The sequence below is a fragment of the Lysinibacillus sp. Ag94 genome (assembly GCF_023242215.1).
Lineage (GTDB): Bacteria > Bacillota > Bacilli > Bacillales_A > Planococcaceae > Lysinibacillus.
Genome location: NZ_CP096780.1, coordinates 3,136,163 through 3,158,333, shown reverse-complemented (window position 1 = coordinate 3,158,333; position 22,171 = coordinate 3,136,163). Strand labels below are relative to the sequence as shown.

At 36.7% G+C, this 22,171-nt stretch carries 22 protein-coding genes; 16 read left to right on the top strand and 6 right to left on the bottom strand.

Annotation, left to right across the window (positions count from 1 at the left end):
* Positions 1–42: 42 nt before the first annotated feature.
* The 13 genes from MY533_RS14635 (at position 43) to MY533_RS14575 (ending at position 12,770) form a co-directional block, all read left to right on the top strand.
* The gene (locus tag MY533_RS14635; RefSeq protein WP_248716549.1) at positions 43–603 is read left to right on the top strand and encodes a hypothetical protein; all 561 of its coding nucleotides are present in this window, start codon (positions 43–45) and stop codon (positions 601–603) included.
* Positions 604–1,030: 427 nt separating this feature from the next.
* Positions 1,031–1,378 carry a c-type cytochrome gene (locus MY533_RS14630; protein WP_132356812.1) on the top strand — a complete coding sequence of 116 codons (348 nt, stop codon included), beginning with the start codon at positions 1,031–1,033 and terminating at the stop codon, positions 1,376–1,378.
* Between the two features lie 181 nt (positions 1,379–1,559).
* Entirely contained in the window at positions 1,560–2,252 is a 693-nt protein-coding gene (locus MY533_RS14625; RefSeq protein ID WP_248716548.1) for a tRNA (adenine(22)-N(1))-methyltransferase, read from the top strand.
* A 1-nt stretch (position 2,253) separates the two neighbouring features.
* A complete protein-coding gene (locus MY533_RS14620; RefSeq protein WP_248716547.1) occupies positions 2,254–3,375 on the top strand; it encodes a Nif3-like dinuclear metal center hexameric protein in 1,122 nt (373 codons plus the stop codon).
* A gap of 15 nt (positions 3,376–3,390) precedes the next feature.
* Positions 3,391–3,615: a hypothetical protein gene (locus MY533_RS14615; RefSeq protein WP_248716546.1), complete on the top strand. Its 225-nt coding sequence runs from the start codon at positions 3,391–3,393 to the stop codon at positions 3,613–3,615.
* A gap of 946 nt (positions 3,616–4,561) precedes the next feature.
* On the top strand, positions 4,562–4,819 hold the full coding sequence (locus MY533_RS14610) for a DUF2164 domain-containing protein (RefSeq protein WP_248716545.1): 258 nt from the start codon (positions 4,562–4,564) through the stop codon (positions 4,817–4,819).
* A gap of 187 nt (positions 4,820–5,006) precedes the next feature.
* Entirely contained in the window at positions 5,007–5,543 is a 537-nt protein-coding gene (locus MY533_RS14605) for an NADPH-dependent FMN reductase (RefSeq protein WP_248716544.1), read from the top strand.
* 486 nt (positions 5,544–6,029) lie between these two features.
* Positions 6,030–6,575, top strand: coding sequence for a helix-turn-helix domain-containing protein (locus tag MY533_RS14600; protein WP_248716543.1), 546 nt, complete (start codon positions 6,030–6,032; stop codon positions 6,573–6,575).
* Positions 6,576–6,605: 30 nt separating this feature from the next.
* Positions 6,606–8,648 carry a hydantoinase/oxoprolinase family protein gene (locus MY533_RS14595; protein WP_248716542.1) on the top strand — a complete coding sequence of 681 codons (2,043 nt, stop codon included), beginning with the start codon at positions 6,606–6,608 and terminating at the stop codon, positions 8,646–8,648.
* Complete coding sequence (locus tag MY533_RS14590) at positions 8,648–10,387, top strand: hydantoinase B/oxoprolinase family protein (RefSeq protein ID WP_248716541.1); 1,740 nt, start codon at positions 8,648–8,650, stop codon at positions 10,385–10,387. Before MY533_RS14595 ends, MY533_RS14590 begins: the two co-directional genes overlap by 1 nt.
* A 16-nt stretch (positions 10,388–10,403) precedes the next feature.
* Positions 10,404–10,721, top strand: a complete 318-nt coding sequence (locus MY533_RS14585) for a cupin domain-containing protein (protein WP_248716540.1) — start codon at positions 10,404–10,406, stop codon at positions 10,719–10,721.
* 80 nt (positions 10,722–10,801) lie between these two features.
* Positions 10,802–12,145 (top strand): purine-cytosine permease family protein, encoded by a 1,344-nt coding sequence (locus tag MY533_RS14580; protein ID WP_248716539.1) that lies wholly within the window; start codon positions 10,802–10,804, stop codon positions 12,143–12,145.
* A 280-nt stretch (positions 12,146–12,425) separates the two neighbouring features.
* A complete protein-coding gene (locus tag MY533_RS14575; RefSeq protein ID WP_371873357.1) occupies positions 12,426–12,770 on the top strand; it encodes a PhzF family phenazine biosynthesis isomerase in 345 nt (114 codons plus the stop codon).
* 190 nt (positions 12,771–12,960) lie between these two features.
* On the opposite strand, the gene MY533_RS14570 is transcribed toward MY533_RS14575, so the two are convergent.
* Both MY533_RS14570 and MY533_RS14565 read right to left on the bottom strand, forming a co-directional pair.
* Complete coding sequence (locus tag MY533_RS14570) at positions 12,961–13,140, bottom strand: hypothetical protein (RefSeq protein ID WP_132356806.1); 180 nt, start codon at positions 13,138–13,140, stop codon at positions 12,961–12,963.
* 253 nt (positions 13,141–13,393) lie between these two features.
* Complete coding sequence (locus tag MY533_RS14565; RefSeq protein ID WP_248716538.1) at positions 13,394–13,930, bottom strand: tubby C-terminal domain-like protein; 537 nt, start codon at positions 13,928–13,930, stop codon at positions 13,394–13,396.
* Positions 13,931–14,524: 594 nt separating this feature from the next.
* Between MY533_RS14565 and MY533_RS14560 the strand changes: the two genes are divergently transcribed.
* Entirely contained in the window at positions 14,525–14,788 is a 264-nt protein-coding gene (locus MY533_RS14560) for a hypothetical protein (RefSeq protein WP_248716537.1), read from the top strand.
* Positions 14,789–14,924: 136 nt separating this feature from the next.
* Here MY533_RS14560 and MY533_RS14555 read toward each other — a convergent pair whose 3' ends face one another.
* Entirely contained in the window at positions 14,925–16,190 is a 1,266-nt protein-coding gene (locus MY533_RS14555) for a dicarboxylate/amino acid:cation symporter (protein ID WP_248716536.1), read from the bottom strand.
* Between the two features lie 281 nt (positions 16,191–16,471).
* Complete coding sequence (locus MY533_RS14550; RefSeq protein WP_248716535.1) at positions 16,472–17,521, bottom strand: TRAP transporter substrate-binding protein; 1,050 nt, start codon at positions 17,519–17,521, stop codon at positions 16,472–16,474.
* Positions 17,522–17,672: 151 nt separating this feature from the next.
* On the opposite strand from MY533_RS14550, the gene MY533_RS14545 reads away from it, so the two are divergent.
* Positions 17,673–19,214 carry an ATP-binding protein gene (locus MY533_RS14545; protein WP_248719219.1) on the top strand — a complete coding sequence of 514 codons (1,542 nt, stop codon included), beginning with the start codon at positions 17,673–17,675 and terminating at the stop codon, positions 19,212–19,214.
* A gap of 195 nt (positions 19,215–19,409) precedes the next feature.
* Entirely contained in the window at positions 19,410–20,111 is a 702-nt protein-coding gene (locus MY533_RS14540; protein WP_132356800.1) for a response regulator, read from the top strand.
* Positions 20,112–20,289: 178 nt separating this feature from the next.
* Here MY533_RS14540 and MY533_RS14535 read toward each other — a convergent pair whose 3' ends face one another.
* Together MY533_RS14535 and MY533_RS14530 are read right to left on the bottom strand one after the other, a co-directional pair.
* Positions 20,290–21,258, bottom strand: a complete 969-nt coding sequence (locus tag MY533_RS14535; protein ID WP_248716534.1) for a 4-hydroxy-3-methylbut-2-enyl diphosphate reductase — start codon at positions 21,256–21,258, stop codon at positions 20,290–20,292.
* 72 nt (positions 21,259–21,330) lie between these two features.
* On the bottom strand, positions 21,331–21,876 hold the full coding sequence (locus MY533_RS14530) for a YqfQ family protein (protein WP_248716533.1): 546 nt from the start codon (positions 21,874–21,876) through the stop codon (positions 21,331–21,333).
* Positions 21,877–22,171 lie beyond the last annotated feature (295 nt).

Sequence of the window (22,171 nt, the reverse complement as noted above, 5' to 3'; positions counted from 1 at the left end):
TGGAATAACAACCATTATTAAGCAATGTTTGGAGTATACACTATGACAAATCCTCGAAAAAAAATAATTTTAAATGAGATTTTGTTTTGGAAGCAAAATAAGCTATTACCAGAGCATTACTGTGATTTTTTAGCGGCTCTATATGCAGAGGGGTCAGATATAGAGGAGTTAGAACCAGTACATCATAAACAGGCTATATTCCCTTCAGAAAAGAGAAGGCTACTACTTATAATTGCAGGTATATGTATTGCAATGATTACGTTGCTGTCTATTTATTTTACAATATCGTCCTTAATGATAATTTTAACGGTTGTCGTTGGCATAGCTGCAGTGATATTATTTTTGACGGCATTTCGAATGGCAAGAAAAAATGATCTTCTAGCCCCTGTTTTTCATTTGTTAGGTGCTATTTTATTATTTAGTATGTCTATTCGAATTTACACTACATATTTTAATGGCAATAATAGTGCATTGTTTTGCTTGATTGCAGCAAACTGTGGGGTTTGGCTTTGGTCAGGTTTAAAAATGAAGCTACTTTATTTTACGGTCTCAGGTGTCCTAGGTTTTCTGGCATTGATTAGCTACTATATCATAAACGTTTGATTGGAACTCATTTTGTAAAATAGTTTCGCTGACAAAGACAAGAATCTGTTTGCTTTCCAATAGCTAACGGATTCTTTTTTGTTTTAAAATTAGGTCTGTAATGGAGCCTACACTATGTTGATGAAGACTATAATCGTATAGCTTATTTAGCGAATGGATGATTACATAAAGAAATTTTGATTTTCTTGGTATATGACTGTGCAAAGAGAGGAAAGATAACAGCGTGGAAGGAAATCGTTCATAAGTCCAGATATTGGGGATTTCAAGACATATTTTATCCAATAGTTACAGAAATGTCGAAATTGTTACAAACAAAGGAAAACTTAGCGAATAGGCTTTTCGTTTTATGGTTAATGAAGTACAATATTAGATGTTGACTGATTCTATATTATCATAGAAGTAGATTTACAATGAGGAGGGGAAACATATGAAAAACAATCCAGTCGTTCCTTACATCTTAATTTTAGCATTTGGTATTGGTCTTATTTTCTTTATGTCTTTAATGGGCGCAGAGAACAAAAAGGAAATCACTGCTGAAAAAGAGGGTGGTGGCGAAAAAACAGAAGCTACTGATGACTCTGCATTAGTACAATCTTGTGTTAGTTGTCATGGTACTGACTTAACTGGTGGTATGGGTCCAAATCTACACGGCAAAGATGAAGCTCGTATCGTAGATGTTTTAACAAACGGAATCCCAGGAACTCCAATGACGCCTGGTATGAAAAACGAAGCGGAAGCGAAAGCAATCGCTAAGTACATTTCAACTCTAAAATAGTCTAAAAAAGTAGCTGTACTGAAAGCGTTTAATCGTAATCGGTACAGCTACAATTTATTTATTTTCATTTCAGTTAATGAAAAATGGGGTTGCTCAAAATTTGAGTCAACTCCATTTGTTTTTTTTCACGACATCATACATACTAAGAAAGAACACTATTTAAGACAGGCGGTAAAAATAAATGAACGCACAAAAATTATCAAAGCGATTAGAAACAGTAGCAAAATATGTACCCTCTGGTGCAATTGTAGCCGATATTGGTAGCGACCATGCATATTTGCCATGCTACTTAATTCATAAAGGTATTGCTTCTTACGCAATAGCAGGGGAAGTTGTGAAAGGACCATTTGAATCAGCAGTTGGACAAGTGCAAAAAGAAGGCTTAACAGAAAAAATTACAGTACGGCTCGCGAATGGCTTAGCGGCTGTCGAAGAAGCTGACCATGTAGATACAGTTACGATTGCCGGAATGGGTGGACCTCTTATTGTTTCCATTTTGGAGAAGCATCCTGAAAAATTGCAAGGGGTAACAAGGCTTATTTTGCAACCAAATATTCATGCTAAAGTGATTCGCGAATGGGCATTAGCAAATAATTGGGCAATCCAGGACGAAGAAATTTTAGAGGAAGACGAAAAAATTTATGAAATTCTTGTTTTGCAAAGAAGCACAATGACGTTATCGGAACCGGAAATTTTATTTGGTCCGAAATTAATGCAACGAAAATCACCATCATTTATAAAAAAATGGTCACGTGAAAAAGAAAATTGGCAGCGTGTATTAAAGTCCATTGAAGGGGCAGATCAAACACCTGAAATTGAAGAAAAACGTGCTGAGTTAATAGCTCTACTCAATTTAGTGGAAGGGGTTCTATGAGATGAAAACAGTTAACGGTCAGGAAATTATACAATTGTTCGAATCATGGTCGCCTAAAAAACTAGCATGTATGGAAAATGACCCAATAGGTCTTGCGATCGGTACATTAAATAAACCTGTCAGTAAAGTATTAGTCACATTAGATGTTAATGAAGCAGTAGCTGAGGAAGCTATTGCTCAAGGATGTGAGCTAATAATAGCGCATCATCCACCGATTTTTAGACGACTTTCAAATATTCGTACGGACAATCCAGCTGGGCGTTTATATGAAAAGCTACTAAAAAATGATATTGCCGTTTATGCTGCACATACGAATTTAGATGTAGCTGAAGGCGGTGTTAACGATTTACTAGCGGATGCTCTACAGCTTGAAAACCGTTCTATTTTAGAAGAAACATATGCGGAAAATATGTTGAAGCTAGCAGTTTTTATACCGATTACAAATGCCACTGATTTACGTGAGGCATTAGCAAAAGCTGGAGCAGGTCGTATTGGAGATTATGAAGCGTGTAGTTATACTACATTAGGAGAAGGGCGTTTCCGTGCACTAGAAGGTGCAAATCCACATGTGGGTTCTATTGGTGAATTACATGTTGAAGAAGAAGTGAAGGTAGAAGTTGTATTTCCGGAATCTATAAAAAATCGTGTATTAAAGGCAATGTTAAACGCACATCCATATGAAGAACCAGCTTATGATATCATTCGCTTAGACCAGCAAACGAATGTAATGGGCTTAGGACGAGTTGGTTATTTACCACAAGAAATGACGCTTCATGAATTTACGCAATTCGTTAAACAGCAGCTAGACGTACCCGCTGTCCGCGTTGTTGGTGATTTACAGTCGAAGGTGAAAAAAGTTGCGCTTGTCGGTGGCGACGGCAATAAATATATCTATTCTGCGAAGCGAGCTGGGGCAGATGTATTTTTAACAGGAGATATGTATTTCCATACTGCACAGGACGCTCAAGCAATTGGTCTACAAATCGTAGATCCAGGACATCATGTGGAGAAAGTGATGATTGCAGGAGTAGCTAACAAGATGGCAAGAATGTGTGAGGATAAAAAATACTCTGTTGAATTTGTACAATCTACTATTCATACAGAACCTTTTTTATTCGTGTAAGAGAGGGGAATATCTATGGCGAATGAAAGACCTGCTGGCAATAAGGCCGGCAAGTTATGGATGATAGTTGGTTTGCTGATTGCTGTGTTTGGGGTAGGATTGACATTGATGACGAATACGATGAATGCCAAAAAAATTGATACTATGACAGAGCAATGTGAAAAAGGCGGTGGAGAAGCCATCGTCTCAAAGGAAAAGAATTTCCTATCAACAAACTATTCATTTAAATGTAAACAGTAAGAATAACAAGGCTGAATTATTGTATTTAATATAATTCAGTCTTTTTGTGTAGAAAACAAAACGCTTAAGGAAATCTTTGTGAATGTTGTGCTCTAAAAATGAGGGTGATTTCCATTCCAGGCTACTCGCTCTCCTGTGGGCGAGCGTCGAGCCGTCCTCCGCTAAAGGAACGAAGGCTAAGTGCGTCACATCCTGTGACAATGCCTTCGTGACCAACATCGTGTTGGCCTCAGGGTCTCGCCTGTCTCGCTTTCCCACGGGAGTCGAGTAGCCTTCCACCCAATCAGCAATAGCGTATAACTTTTATAAATTTTATTTATTTCAAAAGTGAACACTATTACTATTCACCATAATCAAACAGAAAAGGCTTATAACAGTGACGCAATTGTAAACCTATTATTGCTAACGCTAAGATTTCGCACAAAGATGCCGTCGCTGTTTCGTTGTATCATTATTAATAAGAGCAACATGCCAATAGATACATGCTAAATGGTTGATTGTAGTGGAGGCTGGGCGACTCCTTGGGGATCAGCAATAGAGGAACGAAGGCTAAAAGCATCACATCCTGTGATAACGCCTTCGTGATCAACATCGTGCTGCTTTCGCTACGTTGCACTCACGCTTTCGCGCAAAAAACATCTGTTGGCCTGAGACCCTGGAGCGAGCTTCGCGAGTGAAGCGGCTCACCGGACGCCCCAGGAAGCTCTGCTCTGCGCGAAAGCGAAGCGGCAGCAACAAAGCGCCCAGCCGGAACGGAAATCAACCCCTCGTTTTGCCGAAGAGCCAAACATAATTTATTGTGAAACTTTAATATAATTGACATAATACGGAATATGAAGACTGAATTATAGTATTTAATATAATTCAGTCTTTTTATGTATGCATGAATTAATTTTAGAGTATTATGATAGGTGAGTATAAATTGCTATGAGAGGGGATTTTTGGGTTGTTTATTCGTTTAACAAAAGAACAACAGGAAACAATAATCGCTGATATTCAACGTTTTTTCTACAATAATCGTGATGAGGATATTACAGAATTTGAAGCAGAAAGAATATTAGACTTTATAAAGGAAAATATTGCTCCACATATTTATAATGCGGCAATCTCGGATGCAAAATATGTCATAGAAAGACAATATGCATCGATTGAGGATGAACTTGCAGCATTAGAAGCATTAGAAAGACCAATTAAAATAAAATAAGTTAATCCGAATTAAATAACTGGAAATTTTTATAAGTATATGATATTTTTATCTTGGATTAAAGATAATTTAATTCGAAGTAAAAAACTGGTTTCATTAACCTTGTACAACATGGCTAAGAGAACCGTTTTTAGTATTAAATGAATGATTCGGTCACAATTAGAGGGATGAATGAAGGAGGAACAACATGTTGAAAATAGGGGTAATTTTAGGGAGTACGCGTGAAGGTCGTTTAAGTCCACAAGTGGGCGAATGGGTAAAGGAAGTCGCTGGAAAACGCGGTGATGCGGAATATGAAATTATTGATATTGCGGATTATAAACTACCACTTCTAGGTGAGCCAGGTGGAGATGCTTCAGGAGCAGCTACATGGTCACAAAAAGTTGCTGCATGTGATGGCTTTGTTTTTATCGTTGGAGAGTATAACCATTCTATTACTGGGGCATTAAAAAATGCATTAGACTACTTACGCGTGGAATGGAATAATAAGGCGGCAGGTATTGTTTCTTACGGTTCTGTTGGTGGTGCAAGAGCAGCTGAACATTTACGTGGAATTCTTGGTGAATTGTTAGTAGCGGATGTTCGCGTCCATCCTGCTTTATCCTTATTTACTGACTTCGAAAACGGCACGGTCTTTAAACCGAAGAATGTGCAAATAGATTCAGTCAATCAAATGCTTGATCAACTTATTCCTTGGGCAACAGCATTAAAAACAATTCGATAAAAGCTTTAGCAATATGTACTGTAAGGAGTGCATATTGCTTTTTTTATGCATTTGTTATTGCATGGTTTAAAACAAAAAGAATAGGCATTTGTAAATAAAGGGTTATTAATAAAATGATTTTTACTGATGTTTTGCGTGTTTATGACCATTTTTAGCTGATTACAGCATAGGGCTACCCGAGTACGCTGTCACTCTGCTTCTCCCGAAGAAAGCGAGTAGTCCTTAGCGGAAATCAGCGCTTAAAATTAATAAAAATGGATAAAGATGATACATGTCTGCATAAATCAATGATTACTAGCAGGAGATTTATATTGTTGCACTAAAAGTTTTTATGATATTCACAGATTAAGAGAATTATCTAATTTTGTCGAAAAATACAGTATAATAATCTGAATTATCTTTCTATTTAGAAAATAGTGTGATATTATTAAAAAAATTTCACTTATACTTTAAAAATTGCAGTGTAATTAAAAAAGAGGTGGCTATTTGGAAGAAATACATCAAATCATAAAAAAAACGAGAATAGAGCAAGACATGACGCTAAAAAACTTAAGCGAAAAGACTAATCTATCGATTAGCTTTCTGTCACAAATTGAAAGAGGTTCCTCATCATTAGCTATTACTTCTTTAAAAAAAATAGCTGATGCTTTTTCAGTACCTATCACTTATTTTTTTGAATCGGTTTCAAATAATACGTATGTTGTGAAGGAGGAGGATCGCAAACCTTTTAAACTAGAAGGGTCTTCAGTAGAGTATACGCGTCTCAATGGTAATTTTAGTGGTCGAAATCTTGAGCCATTACTAGTAAAGCTTGCTCCAGGTCAGATAGAAAAAAATCAAGAATCAATTCACCCCGGTGAAGAGTTCTATTATGTCCTAAAAGGTGCAGTACTTTTTAAGGTAGGTGGACAGGAATATTTTCTTCGAGAAGGTGAGACGATTCATTATCCTTCTGAAGTACCACATACATGGGAAAATCCTTTGAATGAAGAAAGTATTGTTTTATCTGTTTTAACGCCAGTAATTTTCTAAAAAAATAATAAGGAAGGTTGGGTGTATGAAATGAGAGTTGCAACAGATATAGGGGGTACATTTACTGATTTAGTATATGTGGATGGGCAGGGGAACTTTGGCTATGAGAAAAGTAATACAACGCCGCCATTTTTTGAACAGGGAGTCATAGATGTCATTCAAAAAAGTGCTATTAATCAAACACAATTAGAAATGTTTATCCATGGTACTACGGTAATCATTAATGCATTGACAGAGCGTAAGGGAGCCAAAACGGGGTTAATTACAACAAAAGGTTTTAGAGATGTATTAGAAATTGCACGTGGAAATCGGCCAGATTTGTTTAATGTCAAGTACCAAAAGCCACAACCGTTTGTAGAGCGTTATTTACGTAGAGAAGTAACTGAGAGACTTAATTATAAAGGACAAGTATTAGAAGAGATAAATGTTACTGAGCTTGAAGAAATCGTGGACTACTTTAAGAAAGAGCAGGTAGAGGCGATTGCCGTCTCCTTTTTACATTCTTATGTTAACAATGAACATGAAAAAACGGCAGTGCAAAAAATTAGGGAATTATGGCCAGAGATACAAGTAACTGCTTCAAGTGAAATTACACAAGAATGGCGTGAATATGAACGAACAAATACGGCAGTATTGAATGCTTATGTGCAGCCAACTGCTACAACATATATTGATCGTCTTGAGCAAAAATTACAGGAAACAGTGAATATTGAACAAAGCTATGTTATGCAATCAAATGGGGGGACAACAAAGTTTGATAATGCAAAGCGTTCCCCAATAAACATGGTGGAGTCTGGCCCAGTTGCTGGTATTTTAGGTGCAGCTGTACTTGGTGAAATATTAGATGAAAAAAATATTATTGCTTTTGATATTGGGGGGACAACAGCGAAGTGCTCTTTAATTGAAAATGGCGAAGTGAAGGTTTCAACAGATTATTATATTGAGAAAGATAATCGTCATGCAGGCTATCCGATTAAAACTCCTGTTGTTGATATTGTAGAGATTGGTAACGGTGGTGGCTCTATTGCTTGGATAGATAGTGCAGGCTCTTTAAAAGTGGGACCACAATCCGCAGGCGCTTGTCCTGGCCCAGTTGCCTATGGACAAGGTGGAACAGAACCAACAACAACCGATGCCAATTTATTAACAGGTAGATTGACGCCGGAAAATTTTGATTTTAATGTCAATCTCGATAATGTTAAAAATGTAATTGAGAAAAAAATAGGGAATCGGTTTAACATGTCTGCTGAAGAAGCTGCACTCGGGATAATTCGTATTGCGAATTCTAATATGCTAAATGCACTAAAGTTAATTTCAATTCGGAAAGGTCATAATCCTCAAGACTTCACAATGATTGCATTTGGTGGAGGTGGTTCGATGCATGGCCCTGCTTTAGCACTTGAATTAGGCGTTAAAAAAGTCATTATTCCAATTGCATCACCTGTATTTTCTGCATGGGGAATGCTTATGACAGATTTACGCCACGATTATATACAAACATATATTAAACGAATGTATGAACTTGATTTAGTAGAAATGAATAAAGTATGGGCGGAGATTGAAAGTAATGCTATTCAACAATTTGAAACTGAGAGTATGAGTAAGGACAAAGTGTTTTTTCAACGCTTTGCCGATATGCGCTATTTAGGTCAAGAACACACTGTTAAAGTGCCTGTAGATGGTGGTCAATGGAATCAAGCAACAATTGATGAAGCGATTGCAGATTTTAATCATTTACATGAGAAAAATTTTTCGTTTAAATTGCCGGAAGCAGAGACAGAAATTGTCAATATCCATGTGACAGCTTTTGGTAAGGTTCATAAGCCGAAGCTGAAGACAATAAATCGTCATAGTAGCTTACAAGATGCTTTGCTAGAACAACGTGATGTTTATTATGAGCAGGATGGTTGGGTGAAAACAAATATTTATGATCGCGAGTTATTACCGATTGGAGAGAAGATAAAAGGTCCAGTTATCGTAGAAGAAAAAGCTGCAGCTACTGTGATTTATAAAAGTCAGTCGCTTTATATAGACGCTTATGGAAACATCGTTATTGAAAAGGAGGAAAAATAATGTTTACATTGAACACGCAAATGGATCCTTTTACATTAGAAATTGTGAAAGATGCGCTGCTATCTGCTGGAGATGAGATGTTCGTTGCTTTGGCTCGAACTTCTATGAGTCCTATTATCTATGAGGTTTTAGATTATGCGAGTGGCTTAACAGATGCAGAGGGTAATTTGCTAACACAGGGTAATGGTGTTACAGGTTTCATTGGTATGCTGACTTTTATGGTTAAGGAAACGTTAAAAAAATATCCAGGTGATAAATTAAAGGAAGGGGATATTATTATTATCAATGACCCTTATCAAGGAGGGGGTTCCCATTTGTCAGATGTCGGACTCGTTATGCCGATCTTTTATCAAGGGACATTGATTGCTTTTTCTGCGAATAAGGCCCACTGGACAGAAGTTGGAGGTAAGGACCCAGGTTCGTTTACCAATGACTCGGTAGATATTTTCCAAGAAGGTCTTCAGTTTTCGTGTATAAAACTCTATAACGAAGGTAATTTAAACGAGGCAATTGTCGAAATTATTCGGTCAAATGTACGATTTCCAGACCTGTCGTTAGGAGATATGTTTGCCCAAGTTGCTGCTCTTAGAACAGGTGAAAAACGCGTCAAAGAATTATGTGATAAACATTCAGTAGAAACTATTTTAGCAGCGATTGATTATCATTTAGCACATGGTGAATTGATGGCAAAACAAGAGCTCGTGAAGCTTCCAAAGGGTGAATTTTATGCGGAGGATTTTATCGATACTGATGGCATAGGAAATGGACCATTTCCTATTAAAGTTAAGGTAACCATTACAGATGATGAATTTATTTGTGATTTTAGTGGAAGCTCGCCACAAGTACCGGGTCCAGTCAATTGTTCTTATACTGGATTAGTATCAGCTGTACGTGGCATTTTTTTAGCTATTACAAATCCAGCTCAAGATGTTAATGATGGTGTATTTAAGCCATTAAAAATTATCGTTGCTCCACAATCAATTATGTCTGCCGAAAGACCAGTACCTGTTTCCAATTACTTTGAAACATTGCTTGGTAGCTTAGATTTAGTATGGAAGGCGTTAGCTCCACACATTCCGAGTCGATTAACAGCTGGTCAATTTTTATCGGTTTGTGCAGTGACATTAAGCGGTACACACCATGATACAGGAGATCCATTCTTAATCGTTGAACCATCTGTAGGTGGATGGGGTGGTGGAAATGATGCAGATGGTGCATCTGGACAATTCTGCTTTTCAGATGGTGAAACTTACAATGTACCAATAGAAGTAGCAGAAACACGCTATGGCGTATTAATTGATGAATATAGCTTAAGAGAGGATAGAAATGGAGCAGGTGCTGGAGAATATATTGGTGGTAAAGGGGTAATTCGTTCCTATAGAGCAATGACAGATAATCAAGCGGTGACTGTAACATTTGGACGGAATAAATTTTTACCATGGGGGATTGATAATGGCAAATATGGTTCACCAAATGAGTTTTACATTAAAAAAGCATCTGGTGAAATTGATGGTCCATATGGTGTATACCCAAGATATAAATTAAATAAAAACGATGTAGTTCAATTAATAACTGGTACTGGTGGAGGCTATGGAAATCCGCGTAATCGCCCAGCTGCACAAGTAGCGCACGATGTTAAAAATGGCTACTTTTCGAAGGAGGAAGCGGAAACATTCTTTTGTGTTCGAGTAGATGAAACGGACTATAGTTACGAGGAACTGCCAAAACGAAATGCTTAGTATAAGGAGAACTGCCATGATAATTAAAGAGATTATGCAAGAAGATATTGTTCAGCAAAATTTATTTCAAGATCAGTATAAAGAAAGCGAAATTAAGTTTGGCTTCGTCAAAATAAAACCTGGTGAACGATTGCCATTATCGGGAACTACATCACATATAGAGAATGAGTACTCCTTTATTGTGAGAGGTTCTCTAACAGGAGAATCTGGAGGGAAAAACTATCGAATTTCTCAAGGGGAGGCATCCTTTATTCCAGCTGGGGAACCGCATTGGTGTATGAATGATAGTGAAGAAACAGTGGAGCTTGTTTATGCATTATTAGATATTAAATAGATTGAATATTCTGATTTATAAAGAAAGAATCAAACATACTAAAATAATAGCATTGGATAAAGTAAGGAGGTTAAGTAGAAATGGAAAATGAAGTGAATTCAGAAAAAACATCAATGCTTGGTAAAGACCCAGCATTAACAGCAATACCAGAAACTGATCGTCAGCATTGGATTACACCAACCATGATTTTTGGTGGCCTGGAGTTTACAATTCCAGTTTTAATGGTAGGAGCTAGTTTAACAGCAAGTTTTGGGTTAAGCAAAATTCTGCTAATTTTGATTATCGCATTATTTGGTTTTCAATGGTTAGGTAATACATTACAAGGCTATATCGGGGCTAAAACAGGTCTTCCATCTTCCGTAATAGCAAAAACAAGCTTTGGTACTATTCAAGCTAAATTAATCGTTGGCTTAACGATATTTGTAGTTTCTCTTGGATGGTGGGCCTTGCAAACGGCTGTTGCTGGTAATGCAGTTGCTGCCATGTTTGGAATCGACTATAAGCATAATTGGATAGCTTGGGCAGTGATCACGACTATAGCAGGTCTTTCTTTTGCAGCACCTTCAATTATCGGTTACGGTTCTATGAAATGGACAGATTATTTAGCTGTTCCATCAGGATTGCTATTAATTGTTGGTGGCATTTACTTGGCGCTAAAAAATACAGGATGGGAAACAATTTCATCTTGGAATCCTGAACAGTCGATGACTATAACAGCAGCAATTAGTCTTATAATTGGCGTAAATGTCTCGCAATGGGTAATTGCATCCGATTATACACGCTATGCAAAGCCATTATGGAAAGATAACTTATTAATTCCAAGTGGTATCGTTTTAATCGGATTCCCGTTATTTATCGTAGGTGCAATCATGTCTGTTGGAGTGGGCGATGCTGATATCGTTAATGTCATGATGAATCTAGGTTTCCCAGTTTGGGGGTTCTTCATTTTATGGTTAGCAACTTGGACATCACAGCTTGTTAATAATTATAGTATGGGTCTAGCATTAGCAAACGTTTTAAATGTTACTTCCGGAAAAGGACGGGCTTTCATTACATTTGTTGGTACAATTATTGCGATTATTATCGCGCTGATGGGGATTCTAGATTACTTCACAGATTTCCTATACTTAACTGCATTACTTTATCCAGCAATTGCGGGAGTAATGTTTGCTGACTTTTTCTTTATTCGCAATAAGCAATGGAAAGAAATTAAGGGCTGGAACTGGGTGGCTACGATTGCTGTAGTTGCAGCAGTGGCTGTAGGCTACTACTCCCAATATGTTAATCAAATGGGCTTACCTGCAGTGCAATCTTTAATTGTTTCTATGATTGTCTATTTAATAGCTATGAGAGCGAAAAAGCAATTAGCGCCAGATGAATTTACAGGTTTCATAATTGAACAAGAAGTAAGGAAAGCTGAGTAGAGAATTAAACACCTTTATCTTGTTCTAAAACTAAGAATTAGTGCTGAGGCAAAGAGTCTCTGCGCTAATTCTTTTTATTATATTTTATATAATTATTTTATATAATCATTTTAAGAATAATGGAACTTTCCTCGGTGAATTCGTATCCATTAATGTAAGGAAATTGGATATTAAATAAGGTATATTATGGACGTTTGAAAGGCTGGGCACGTTAGTTTTAGCGTAGCCAAGCTTTGCTGTAAAACTTAAATAAAGAGAGGAAAAGTAGCTTGCCCAATCCATTGGACTAACAGAGGAAGCGATACATCCTGAATTACCGATAGTCTATGGAAGTACGGGAATTTGGACATTGCTAGTACCTATAAAAAATTTATCTTACTTTGAAAAAATGACTCCACAAACTACAGATTTTCCGGATGTCCTTAAAGAAATGCCAAAAGCATCCGTGCATCCTTTTTGCTTAAAGGCATTTGATAAGTATGCAGATATGCATGCACGACATTTTTCATCACCTTATTCTGGAACAATTGAAGATATACCTACAGGTACAGCCTCTGGTGTAATGGGAGCATATTTTGCAAATTATATCGATCGGAAACTCAATTGCCAAAAACATTTATTGTAAACAAGGTCAGGAGCTTGGGAAGGATGGGCGTGTCCATGTATATGTAAAAAACGATGAGGGGAACCTGAATATTTCGATAACAGGTACTGCTGTACATGTGAAGGAATTAAAAGTGCATATTTAAAAAGGGGCCGCTTACTTTATTTTTATTGTTTAGGAAGCAGCCCTTTTTGATATGCCATCCATTTCATTAATGTTTTATTTCTTCAATGACTTTTTCTTTTAAATCTGCATCCATAGAGGAAAGTTTAACGTTATTAGTGAGACGTTCTTGTAACTCTCTTTCTGTCATAATACCGCGTTCCTCTAGAATTTGAACAAGTAAATCTAGCGTCATTAAATTTTTAATGTCTGCTGCTTTTGTATCCATGTTAAATGCCTCCAAATGTATAGTATTTCTACCTCTTTAGTGTACTCCTTTTATAGAAGAGCTGCGTAAAATGGTCAAAACAAAGCGAATTTATTTCGTGTCCCGGAAGATATTGATTGATTCTAGTAGTAGTAAAAGGCATAAAAGAGCTAACTTTTACGGGAAATCCGCGACAAGTAAGCACAAAAACTCCTAATATTAGGAGTTTCTTTGTTCATCATCTATTTAAACCGTATGTTATGTATACAATCACTTAATTACTCATAGAGAATAATGCCTGATACAGAGTTGCTAGCAAAGCAACAAAGAGAGTATCGTCAGAGTTAAACAGTTTAAAAGCTATACCAGTACGCACAAGCTCAGTTTCTAGATTACTAGCGCTTGCTATTTTTTCATCATTACAATATAAATAGGCGGTTGAAGTAAAATCCCTTTCAAAGCGAAAAGCGAGTCCATCCATTGTAAAAGAGTAGGAAGATTCAAGTAATTGAACCGTCTTCCGTTGTATCGGTAAAATGGATCCATCTGGCATAATAAGCTGATGGCTAACACCCTTTGTTAGTAGTGTAGATTGCACTTGAAAAAGTGGTGCTCCTAACGTAGTGCGTGATTCGTAGCGATGTGGTAATGACTGTTGTGCAGCAACTAGCATAACAGCATTGATTACTTTTCCAACGGATGAACGTTCCACCTTTTGTAGCACACAAACAGTCTCATGTTGTTCATTCACAATAGGAATATTTGAAAAGCTTTCGAAAGCTTTTGGATAGGTAAGGGTAAATGTAGTCATAAAAAAGCCTCCAATCTACTTACTATACGGAGAAGCTTTACGCTAGGTTTCATCTTCAATAAAAATTTTGATAGTTAAAGAGGTCCATTCAAACGGTTTAAAGGTCGGATCATTTTTATTAACTACATGGTAATTAAAAGATACTAATTTTGCAAATAGCAGTAAATGATCAAAAGTTTATAAATCAGGTCGGCTAGATTACAAAGGAATGGAATAAGTTCGCGTATAAGTAAGACACTAATAACAATATCAAATCCATTGAACAAAAAGACTATAATACTTTAAATCAATTAACATAAGAAACGTATGATGACGATGATATGCAAATGAATTACATCTATGATCAGGTTGGTAATCGTCTTTCAAAAACGGTGAGTAAAGCAGGTACATACCAATATAATGGAGCTAATTAATTAGTATATGTGAATTATCAGCAGTCGTATAAGCCGATGATGATGGAAATTTAATAAGTGATGGTGTATATTCGTATGAATGGAATGCGTTTGATCAGCTAACGAAAGTAAAAAATAATGCCGTCATCGCGGAATATCTCTATGAAAAAAGGTTTATTTTAATATAAGGGGGATTAAGACAATGATAGAAGACCTACTATCAGGATTAGTGCCACAAGGAAGTAATGCATTAGATACCCAGAAAATTGATAAACATATTAATTATTTATTAAGTGAAAATTGGTTTAAAGAACTATATGAAAACGAAAAGTATAGACATTTATTATATACGAATCGAAAAGTTAGATCCTATTTAGAAAGTAAAAGAAGAGTAGAAAAATTAATAGTGAATGATAAAAAAAGAAAAAAATTAATAGAATTAATGGCGAATCAATTGAAAAATTAGAATAATGCAGTTTCGAAAAGTTAGATTGACTTTTTATGCAAGCAACAAATGGTGTACATTAATGGAATATGGAGTTTAACACTGAAAAAGGCTGGCCGATAATGTGAATTTCCTCACTACCGGACAGCCTTTCATTTTAATGTTGAGTTGTGACTTCTCCTGCAAGAGCACGTTTTTCTTGCTCTGTATCGAATTCTTTTTCCATTTTTGAAACGACAACTGTTGCTACACCATTACCAATTAAGTTTGTAACGGCGCGAGCCTCTGACATAAAGCGGTCGACCCCGATTAAAAGGGCAATCCCTTCTACTGGAATCATTGGGAATGCTGCTAATGTTGCTGCGAGTGTAATAAAGCCAGAGCCTGTTACACCGGCTGCACCTTTAGATGTTAGCATTAAAATAGCTAGTAATGTAATTTGATGCCAAACATCTAAATCCACTCCATAAGCTTGTGCGATAAAAATAGCCGCCATAGATAAGTAGATGGACGTACCATCTAAGTTAAAGGAGTACCCCGTTGGAATAACAAGCCCAACAACTTGTTTAGAGCAACCATAGTTTTCTAATTTACGCATCATCGAAGGTAGGGCAGATTCTGATGATGATGTTCCAATAACGATAAAAATTTCATCTTTAATATATTTAATAAACTTAAAGATACTGAATCCAAAGTAACGTGTAATAAGACCAATGATGACTACGATAAAGATAAACATTGTAATATAAACGGAAAGCATTAAAAATCCTAAGTTTCCTAGTGATTTAAGTCCGAAGTTTCCGATTGTGTAGCTCATAGCGCCAAATGCACCAATCGGGGAAACTTTCATGACCATATTAACAATTTTAAAGAATATATCTGCAACTTGTTCGAAAAATTTAATAACTGGTTTAGCGGGTTCACCAATAGCTGCAGCAGCTATGCCGAATAAAACAGCGGAGAATAAAACAGGTAATAACTCGCCATTTGCAAGTGCTCCGACAACATTATCAGGTATAATTTGCATGATAAATGCACCAATTCCATGCTCTGTAGCGGCTGCTGCCTCTGTATATTGGGAAACATCTGCACCGTTCGCAGCAGCTGTATTAAAGCCTTTACCAGGTTTTACGATATTGACAACGATTAAACCGATCGCTAATGCGAAAGTAGAGACAATTTCAAAATAAATTAATGCCTTCCCGCCAATTTTACCAACCTTTTTTACATCGCCCATACTACCAATTCCAATAACAACTGTTAAGAAAATGATAGGAGCTATTAACATCTTAATTAATTTAATAAAAATATCTGCTAATATTTTCAACTTCGCTCCGAATTCAGGGAACGTAGCACCTACAATAATACCTAGCACAATAGCAATCAGGACTTGTACTGTTAAGTTTTTAAAATTTATACGCATAAAGTTCTCCCCTAACACTGTTTATGAATATTATGTGAACGCTTTCATGAAGTTATCTTAGCTGAAATTTTCCGACAATAGTTTTTATGACCGTAAAGTTTCTATTGTTCATTTTGTTCAATTTTAGTTGGGAGATCAATAAAACTAGTGATATCAAGGGTTTTAACTGTTTTATAGTAGTTTTGTAATTTTAGAAACTATTATAATACACAAGAAAAAATCCCCACGCTAGTGAGGATTTTATCATTAATGAACAAAAGTATGAATCGCACAGTAATACTTTAAGGAGAAACAATTTTTTCAATTTCCGATAAAACATCATTTTCTTGTACTTTGTTTCTATAAAAATCATAAACAGGCGCTAGTTTGTCCTTAAAGCGTTGGCGTTCCTTATTACTCATCGTATAGATTTCAAAGTTTTCCTGTTGCTTAAGTTTTTGCAAATCTTCTTCGTTCATTTCTACTGCTTGTTCAAACTGCCAGTCTGTTGTTTCTTTCATAGCCTCCATTATCTGTTGTTGGATAGCTGAAGGTAAGGATCTCCAAAATTTGTCATTCATTAAAACAGCGTATCCTAAAATACCGTGCTTAGTTAATGTCATATGTTTCTGCACTTTATAGAAACCTTTAGAATAAATATTTGACGCTGTATTTTCCTGAGCATTAATCGTATTCGATTCTAAATCAGTAAAAACCTCGCTAAAAGAAGTCGGGATTGGTGTAGCCCCAACTACCTCGAATTGCTTTTCAAGGGTTTTACTTGGCATTGTACGGACACGTAAGCCTTTTAAATCCTCAAATGTATGAATAGGGTGATCGACAGAGGTTAAATGTTTAAAGCCATTATGCCAAAAGCCCAGTCCTTTAATATGAAAAGGCTTAAGCTCTTTTAACAATTGTTCACCGATCGAACCTGTCAGTACCTCATGTACTTCATCATCCGTATTAAAAAGGTAAGGTAAATCAAGAACCTGCCAATTTGGTATATAGGATGTCATCTTTGAGAAAGTAGGGATAATCATTTCTACTTGTCCATTTTGCAAAGCCTGAAACTCATTTTCATCATTAAACAAGGAGGAGTTTGGGTAAACGTGTACCTTCACCTTGCCATTTGTTTTTTTCTCAACAAGCTCGGCGAATTTACTTGCCGCCTGTCCTTTTGGTGTATTCTCAGCAACAACATGACTTAAATGAATCGTAATTTGCGTATTCAAACCTTTTTGCTCATCGTCATAGGGAAGAGGCTTGGCGAATAGTAAGCCTTGTTGAACACCAAATGCTATCGTTAACAATAAAACAGTTGCAATTGTACCAATAATAAATTTTTTCATCTATTACACCTAATTTATTCGTATTTTCTGATGTTTTTGTTATTCTAACATATGGAGTAAGTTAAAATATAGTAAGAGGGAGGCGTACATCTTGAAATTTCAAAAAATATCGATGAAGAGAAAAATTATGTCTCTGACTTTTTTTATTCTCATGCTCTCCTTTAGTATAGGTGGAACATTTTTGCTAGGGTTCGTCATGACTGTGCAAAAGGATAAGCTTGGAGATCAGGCTTTACTTGTGGCAAAAACAGTATCACAGCTTCCCGAGCTAAAAACTTACATATCGAATAAAAATTTTAACGAGGCTACGAAACACATAAATCCTGTAGTGGAGGAAATACGTGATATAAATGGCGCACAATATATTGTTGTATTAGATATGGAAAGGCGTAAATACTCACATCCAAATACAGGGGAGATTGGGCAAATCTCGGAGTCAGGAGATCTAAACGCTGCGTTTTCTGAGCATTATTATACATCCATTGCACATGGTGAACATGGAGATATGGTACGAGCATTCGTCCCAATCATGAGTAAAGAAGGTAAACAAATAGGCGTAGTAGTAGTAGGCTATAGTGTTTTAACTGTGCCAGAGTTGCTACAATCTATTCAAACAGAATTAATGATTACTATTTTATTATCTTTGTTCTTTAGTGCATGGGGGGCTCATACATTAGGGCTTCATATGAAAAAGCAAATGTTTGGGTTAGAGCCCCACGAAATTGCTAAAATGTATGTAGAAAGAACCGAAACATTTAACGCGATGCATGAAGGGATCATTGCTATTGATAATGATTTGACAATCACAATATTTAATGAAAAAGCATGTGATATTTTGGGGGTTCACAAAAAACCTTCAACATTAATAGGGAAGAAAATTTTTGACGTTTTACCTGATACGCGATTACCGGAAATATTGGAGTTAGATCAACCCATTTTTAATCGAGAGCTCTATATTAATGAAAACAATATTATGAGTAATCGTATTCCAATACAAGTTAATGGAAAAACGGTTGGGGCTGTAGCCATGTTTAAGGATCGTACAGAAGTGAAAAAGCTTGCAGAGGAACTAACGGGTGTTAAGGCATTTGTACAAGCATTACGCGTACAAACACATGAGCATAAAAATAAATTGCACACAATTGCTGGTCTATTACAACTTGGACATCATGAACAAGCACTTTCTTATTTAACACAAGTAAAAGAAGAACACGATGAAATTACAAACTTTCTAAATGAACGGATTAAAAATGAAAATATTTCCGGGCTATTGCTTAGTAAAATTTCCTATGCAAAAGAACAGGGAATTCTACTGGAGATTGATAGGGAAAGCCGTTTGACAACATTTCCTAACAATTTAGATCATCATGATTTCGTTATTTTATTTGGTAACTTAATCGAAAATGCTTTTGATGCATTAAGGGATGTACAAATTGAAGAAAAAAAAATTCATGTTTCTGTTGATGAAGATGAGGACGTGCTGGCAATATTAGTAACGGATAATGGTATAGGCATGACGAATGAAGTCAAGGCACATATTTTTGATAATGGCTATTCGACAAAAGAGAATAAAGGTCGAGGCATTGGACTTTTTTTAATACAAGAAATTGTACAAAAAGGAAAGGGAGAAATCGAAGTCATAAGTGAACCGAATAAAGGAACAAGCTTTTTAATAACTTTTTACCATACTTAAGAGGCTCATTAACAATGCTGGACGACTCATGATGTCCCTAAGAAAGCGCTTGGTTGGATGAAATCAATTCTGTGAGTAATGAGTTGAAATAGCAGCGAGAACTTCTATGGGAACAGTGTGGCGCTCTCATGGATAGCTTCTTTAAGTAAAAATTTGCACATATAGAGATAGAACAAAGTGTATGGAGGACTAACAGTGACACAAACAAAGGTTTTATTAATAGAGGACGATCCAATGGTGCGAGAGGTTAATCGCCAATTTATTGAAAAGATAGTTGGATTTGAAGTAATTGGACAAGCCTCAAATGGAGTTGAAGGGATTGCGCAAATTCAAAAACTTAAACCAGAATTAGTATTTATGGATATTTTCATGCCAGAGCAAGATGGCGTGACAAGTTTACGAAAAATTCGTGAACTCAAGTTACCGGTAGATGTAATTACAGTAACAGCTGCTAATGATATGGAAACTGTAAAACAGGTCTTACATCTTGGCGTCTTTGATTATATTATGAAACCTTTTTCATTTGAACGAGTGCAAGGAACGCTTGAAAATTATTTGCGCTTCAAAAAGCAAATGCAATCGGAGCGTGAAATAACACAAGGAGAGCTGGATGAGTTATTCCATTATCACGGGGGACATAATGAAGCTCAGCAATCAAACGTCTTACGGTCAGAAAAAAGTTTACCTAAAGGTTTTAATCGCGCAACGCTAGAGAAAGTGGTGCACTATTTGCACTCTGTAGAAGGAGCATCAGCAGAAGAAGTAGCCAGTGGTGTAGGTATTGCGCGTGTAACAGCAAGAAGATACTTAGATTATTTAGAGAAGCAAGAGGAAATTACGATGGATGTGCATTATGGTGGTATTGGTCGTCCAGTCAATTATTATTTTAGTAAATAATGAGAAATCCTGATTGTCAACATAGACAATCAGGATTTTTTTCTACTATAGATCGTCTAGACTAAAGCGCTACTTCCTCGAGGTCGTTTCGATTGTCGTGCAAACTGGTGAGCGTTTACTGTTGCTTCTGGCTCTCCGGTGCTTGTCGGATGTAAACGAGCACTTTAGCGCATTGTTCTTAGTAAGGCATAATTTTATCAACAGGCTTTGGCGATTTAATTTTAGGTAAAATTTTATCTAATGTAACTGTACGCTCAATGATATGTGTTGATTCATCATTTTCATCGAAATGCTCAAGGAATGAAATAACCTCTTTTACAATGGGTGTTGGCGTAGAAGCACCTGCTGTAACAGCGACAGCATTAATTCCTTTTAACCATTCAACTTTTAGCTCAGAAACGTCAGCAATTCGATAAGATGGTGTCCCTGCTATTTCAACTGAAACTTGCGTTAAACGATTCGAGTTATTAGATTTTGGGTCACCAACAACAATAAGTAAATCTGCCTCCCCAGCTTGCTGAGCAACTGCCTCTTGGCGGACCTGGGTTGCCAAACAAATTTCCTTATGCACTTCAATATGTGGGAATTTCTCTTTTAAACTATCCATTAAATGAGCGACATCCCATTGACTCATCGTCGTTTGATTTGTTACTAGTAATTTATCATTCGTTAAATTTAATGCATCAATATCAGTAGATGATTGCACTAAATGCACATGATCAGGTGCAACCCCAATTGCTCCCTCTGGCTCGGGATGGCCTTTTTTACCGATATAGATAATATCATAGCCATTTGCTGATTTTTCACGAATTAAATCATGTGTAACCGTTACGTCAGGACATGTAGCATCAATGGATACTAAGCCTTTTCGCTTTGCAATTTCACGAATTTCAGGTGAAACACCATGTGCTGTGAAAATAACAGTGCCAGTTTCAACTTGTTCGATAATTTCTAAACGATTCTCGCCATCTAATGTGATGATGCCATCTTCTTCAAAGGCATCCGTGACATGTTTATTATGCACAATCATACCTAAAATGTAGATAGGTCTTGGTAATGTTTTATCGAGTGCGGCGTTTCGAGCGATGACCATCGCATCAACAACACCGTAGCAATAGCCACGTGGATTAATTTTTAATACTTGCATGGTTGTGACTCCTTTCAAGCTTACCTATCTACATTATAACGGACAGGGACGGTGAATACAAAGAAACCTTATCTACATAGGCGGCTGGAATATACGGGGCTTTGATGGAAGTGGTTCAGCAGGAGTAAATGATCTATTTTGTCGAGACGCTTTTCGACTTTTAGTAGAACCAGATCCGCTAGCCGCTGCTTCAGCTGCTACTGCTCCAGCCCCTGCGGCAGCTCCTGCAGCAGGAAGACCTTGAAATCCTTTATACAATTTTAAAAGTGACGGAATATTTTTTACCATTGGCATTGCTTGCTGAATGTAAGGTGTATATGTTTTCGCGGAGTTAAATAAATTATTCGCCTGCTGCAAAAATGAACCGATTTTTGAAGGTTCCTGCATTGGCATTTGTCCTCCAAATGAACCTATTCCACTGGACATAGGAAAGCCACCGGGAATTCGTGGCTGATTTGGGAAGCCTCCAGGCGGGAAAAAGGACTGCGGTGGCATTTGTGGAGGTGTTGGCATTTGCATTGGCATTTGCATCGGCATTTGCATCGGCATTTGCATTGGCATTTGCATGGGCATTCTCATGCCACCAGGATACATCGGGAACTGTGGTCTAAATACCATAACGATCTCCTTTCGATAGTGATTTAACATTGATGACATACTTGATTATAAATATGATATGCAGATGGGTAAGCTAGCGTTCGACACGCACAAATAAATAACTAGATCCGTTGTAAATGTTTTCACTGTATCCTGTAATGTTTACTTATTTCATCTATTGTAATAAATGATGAAAAATTCTTGAAAACTACACATTTTTTCATTTTTCCGGTCGATAAGAAAGGTATAATATTTTGTTGGTAAATCATTACGTGGCAAAAATGGTGATTTCGAAGTTAGTTTGGTAAATATGTTA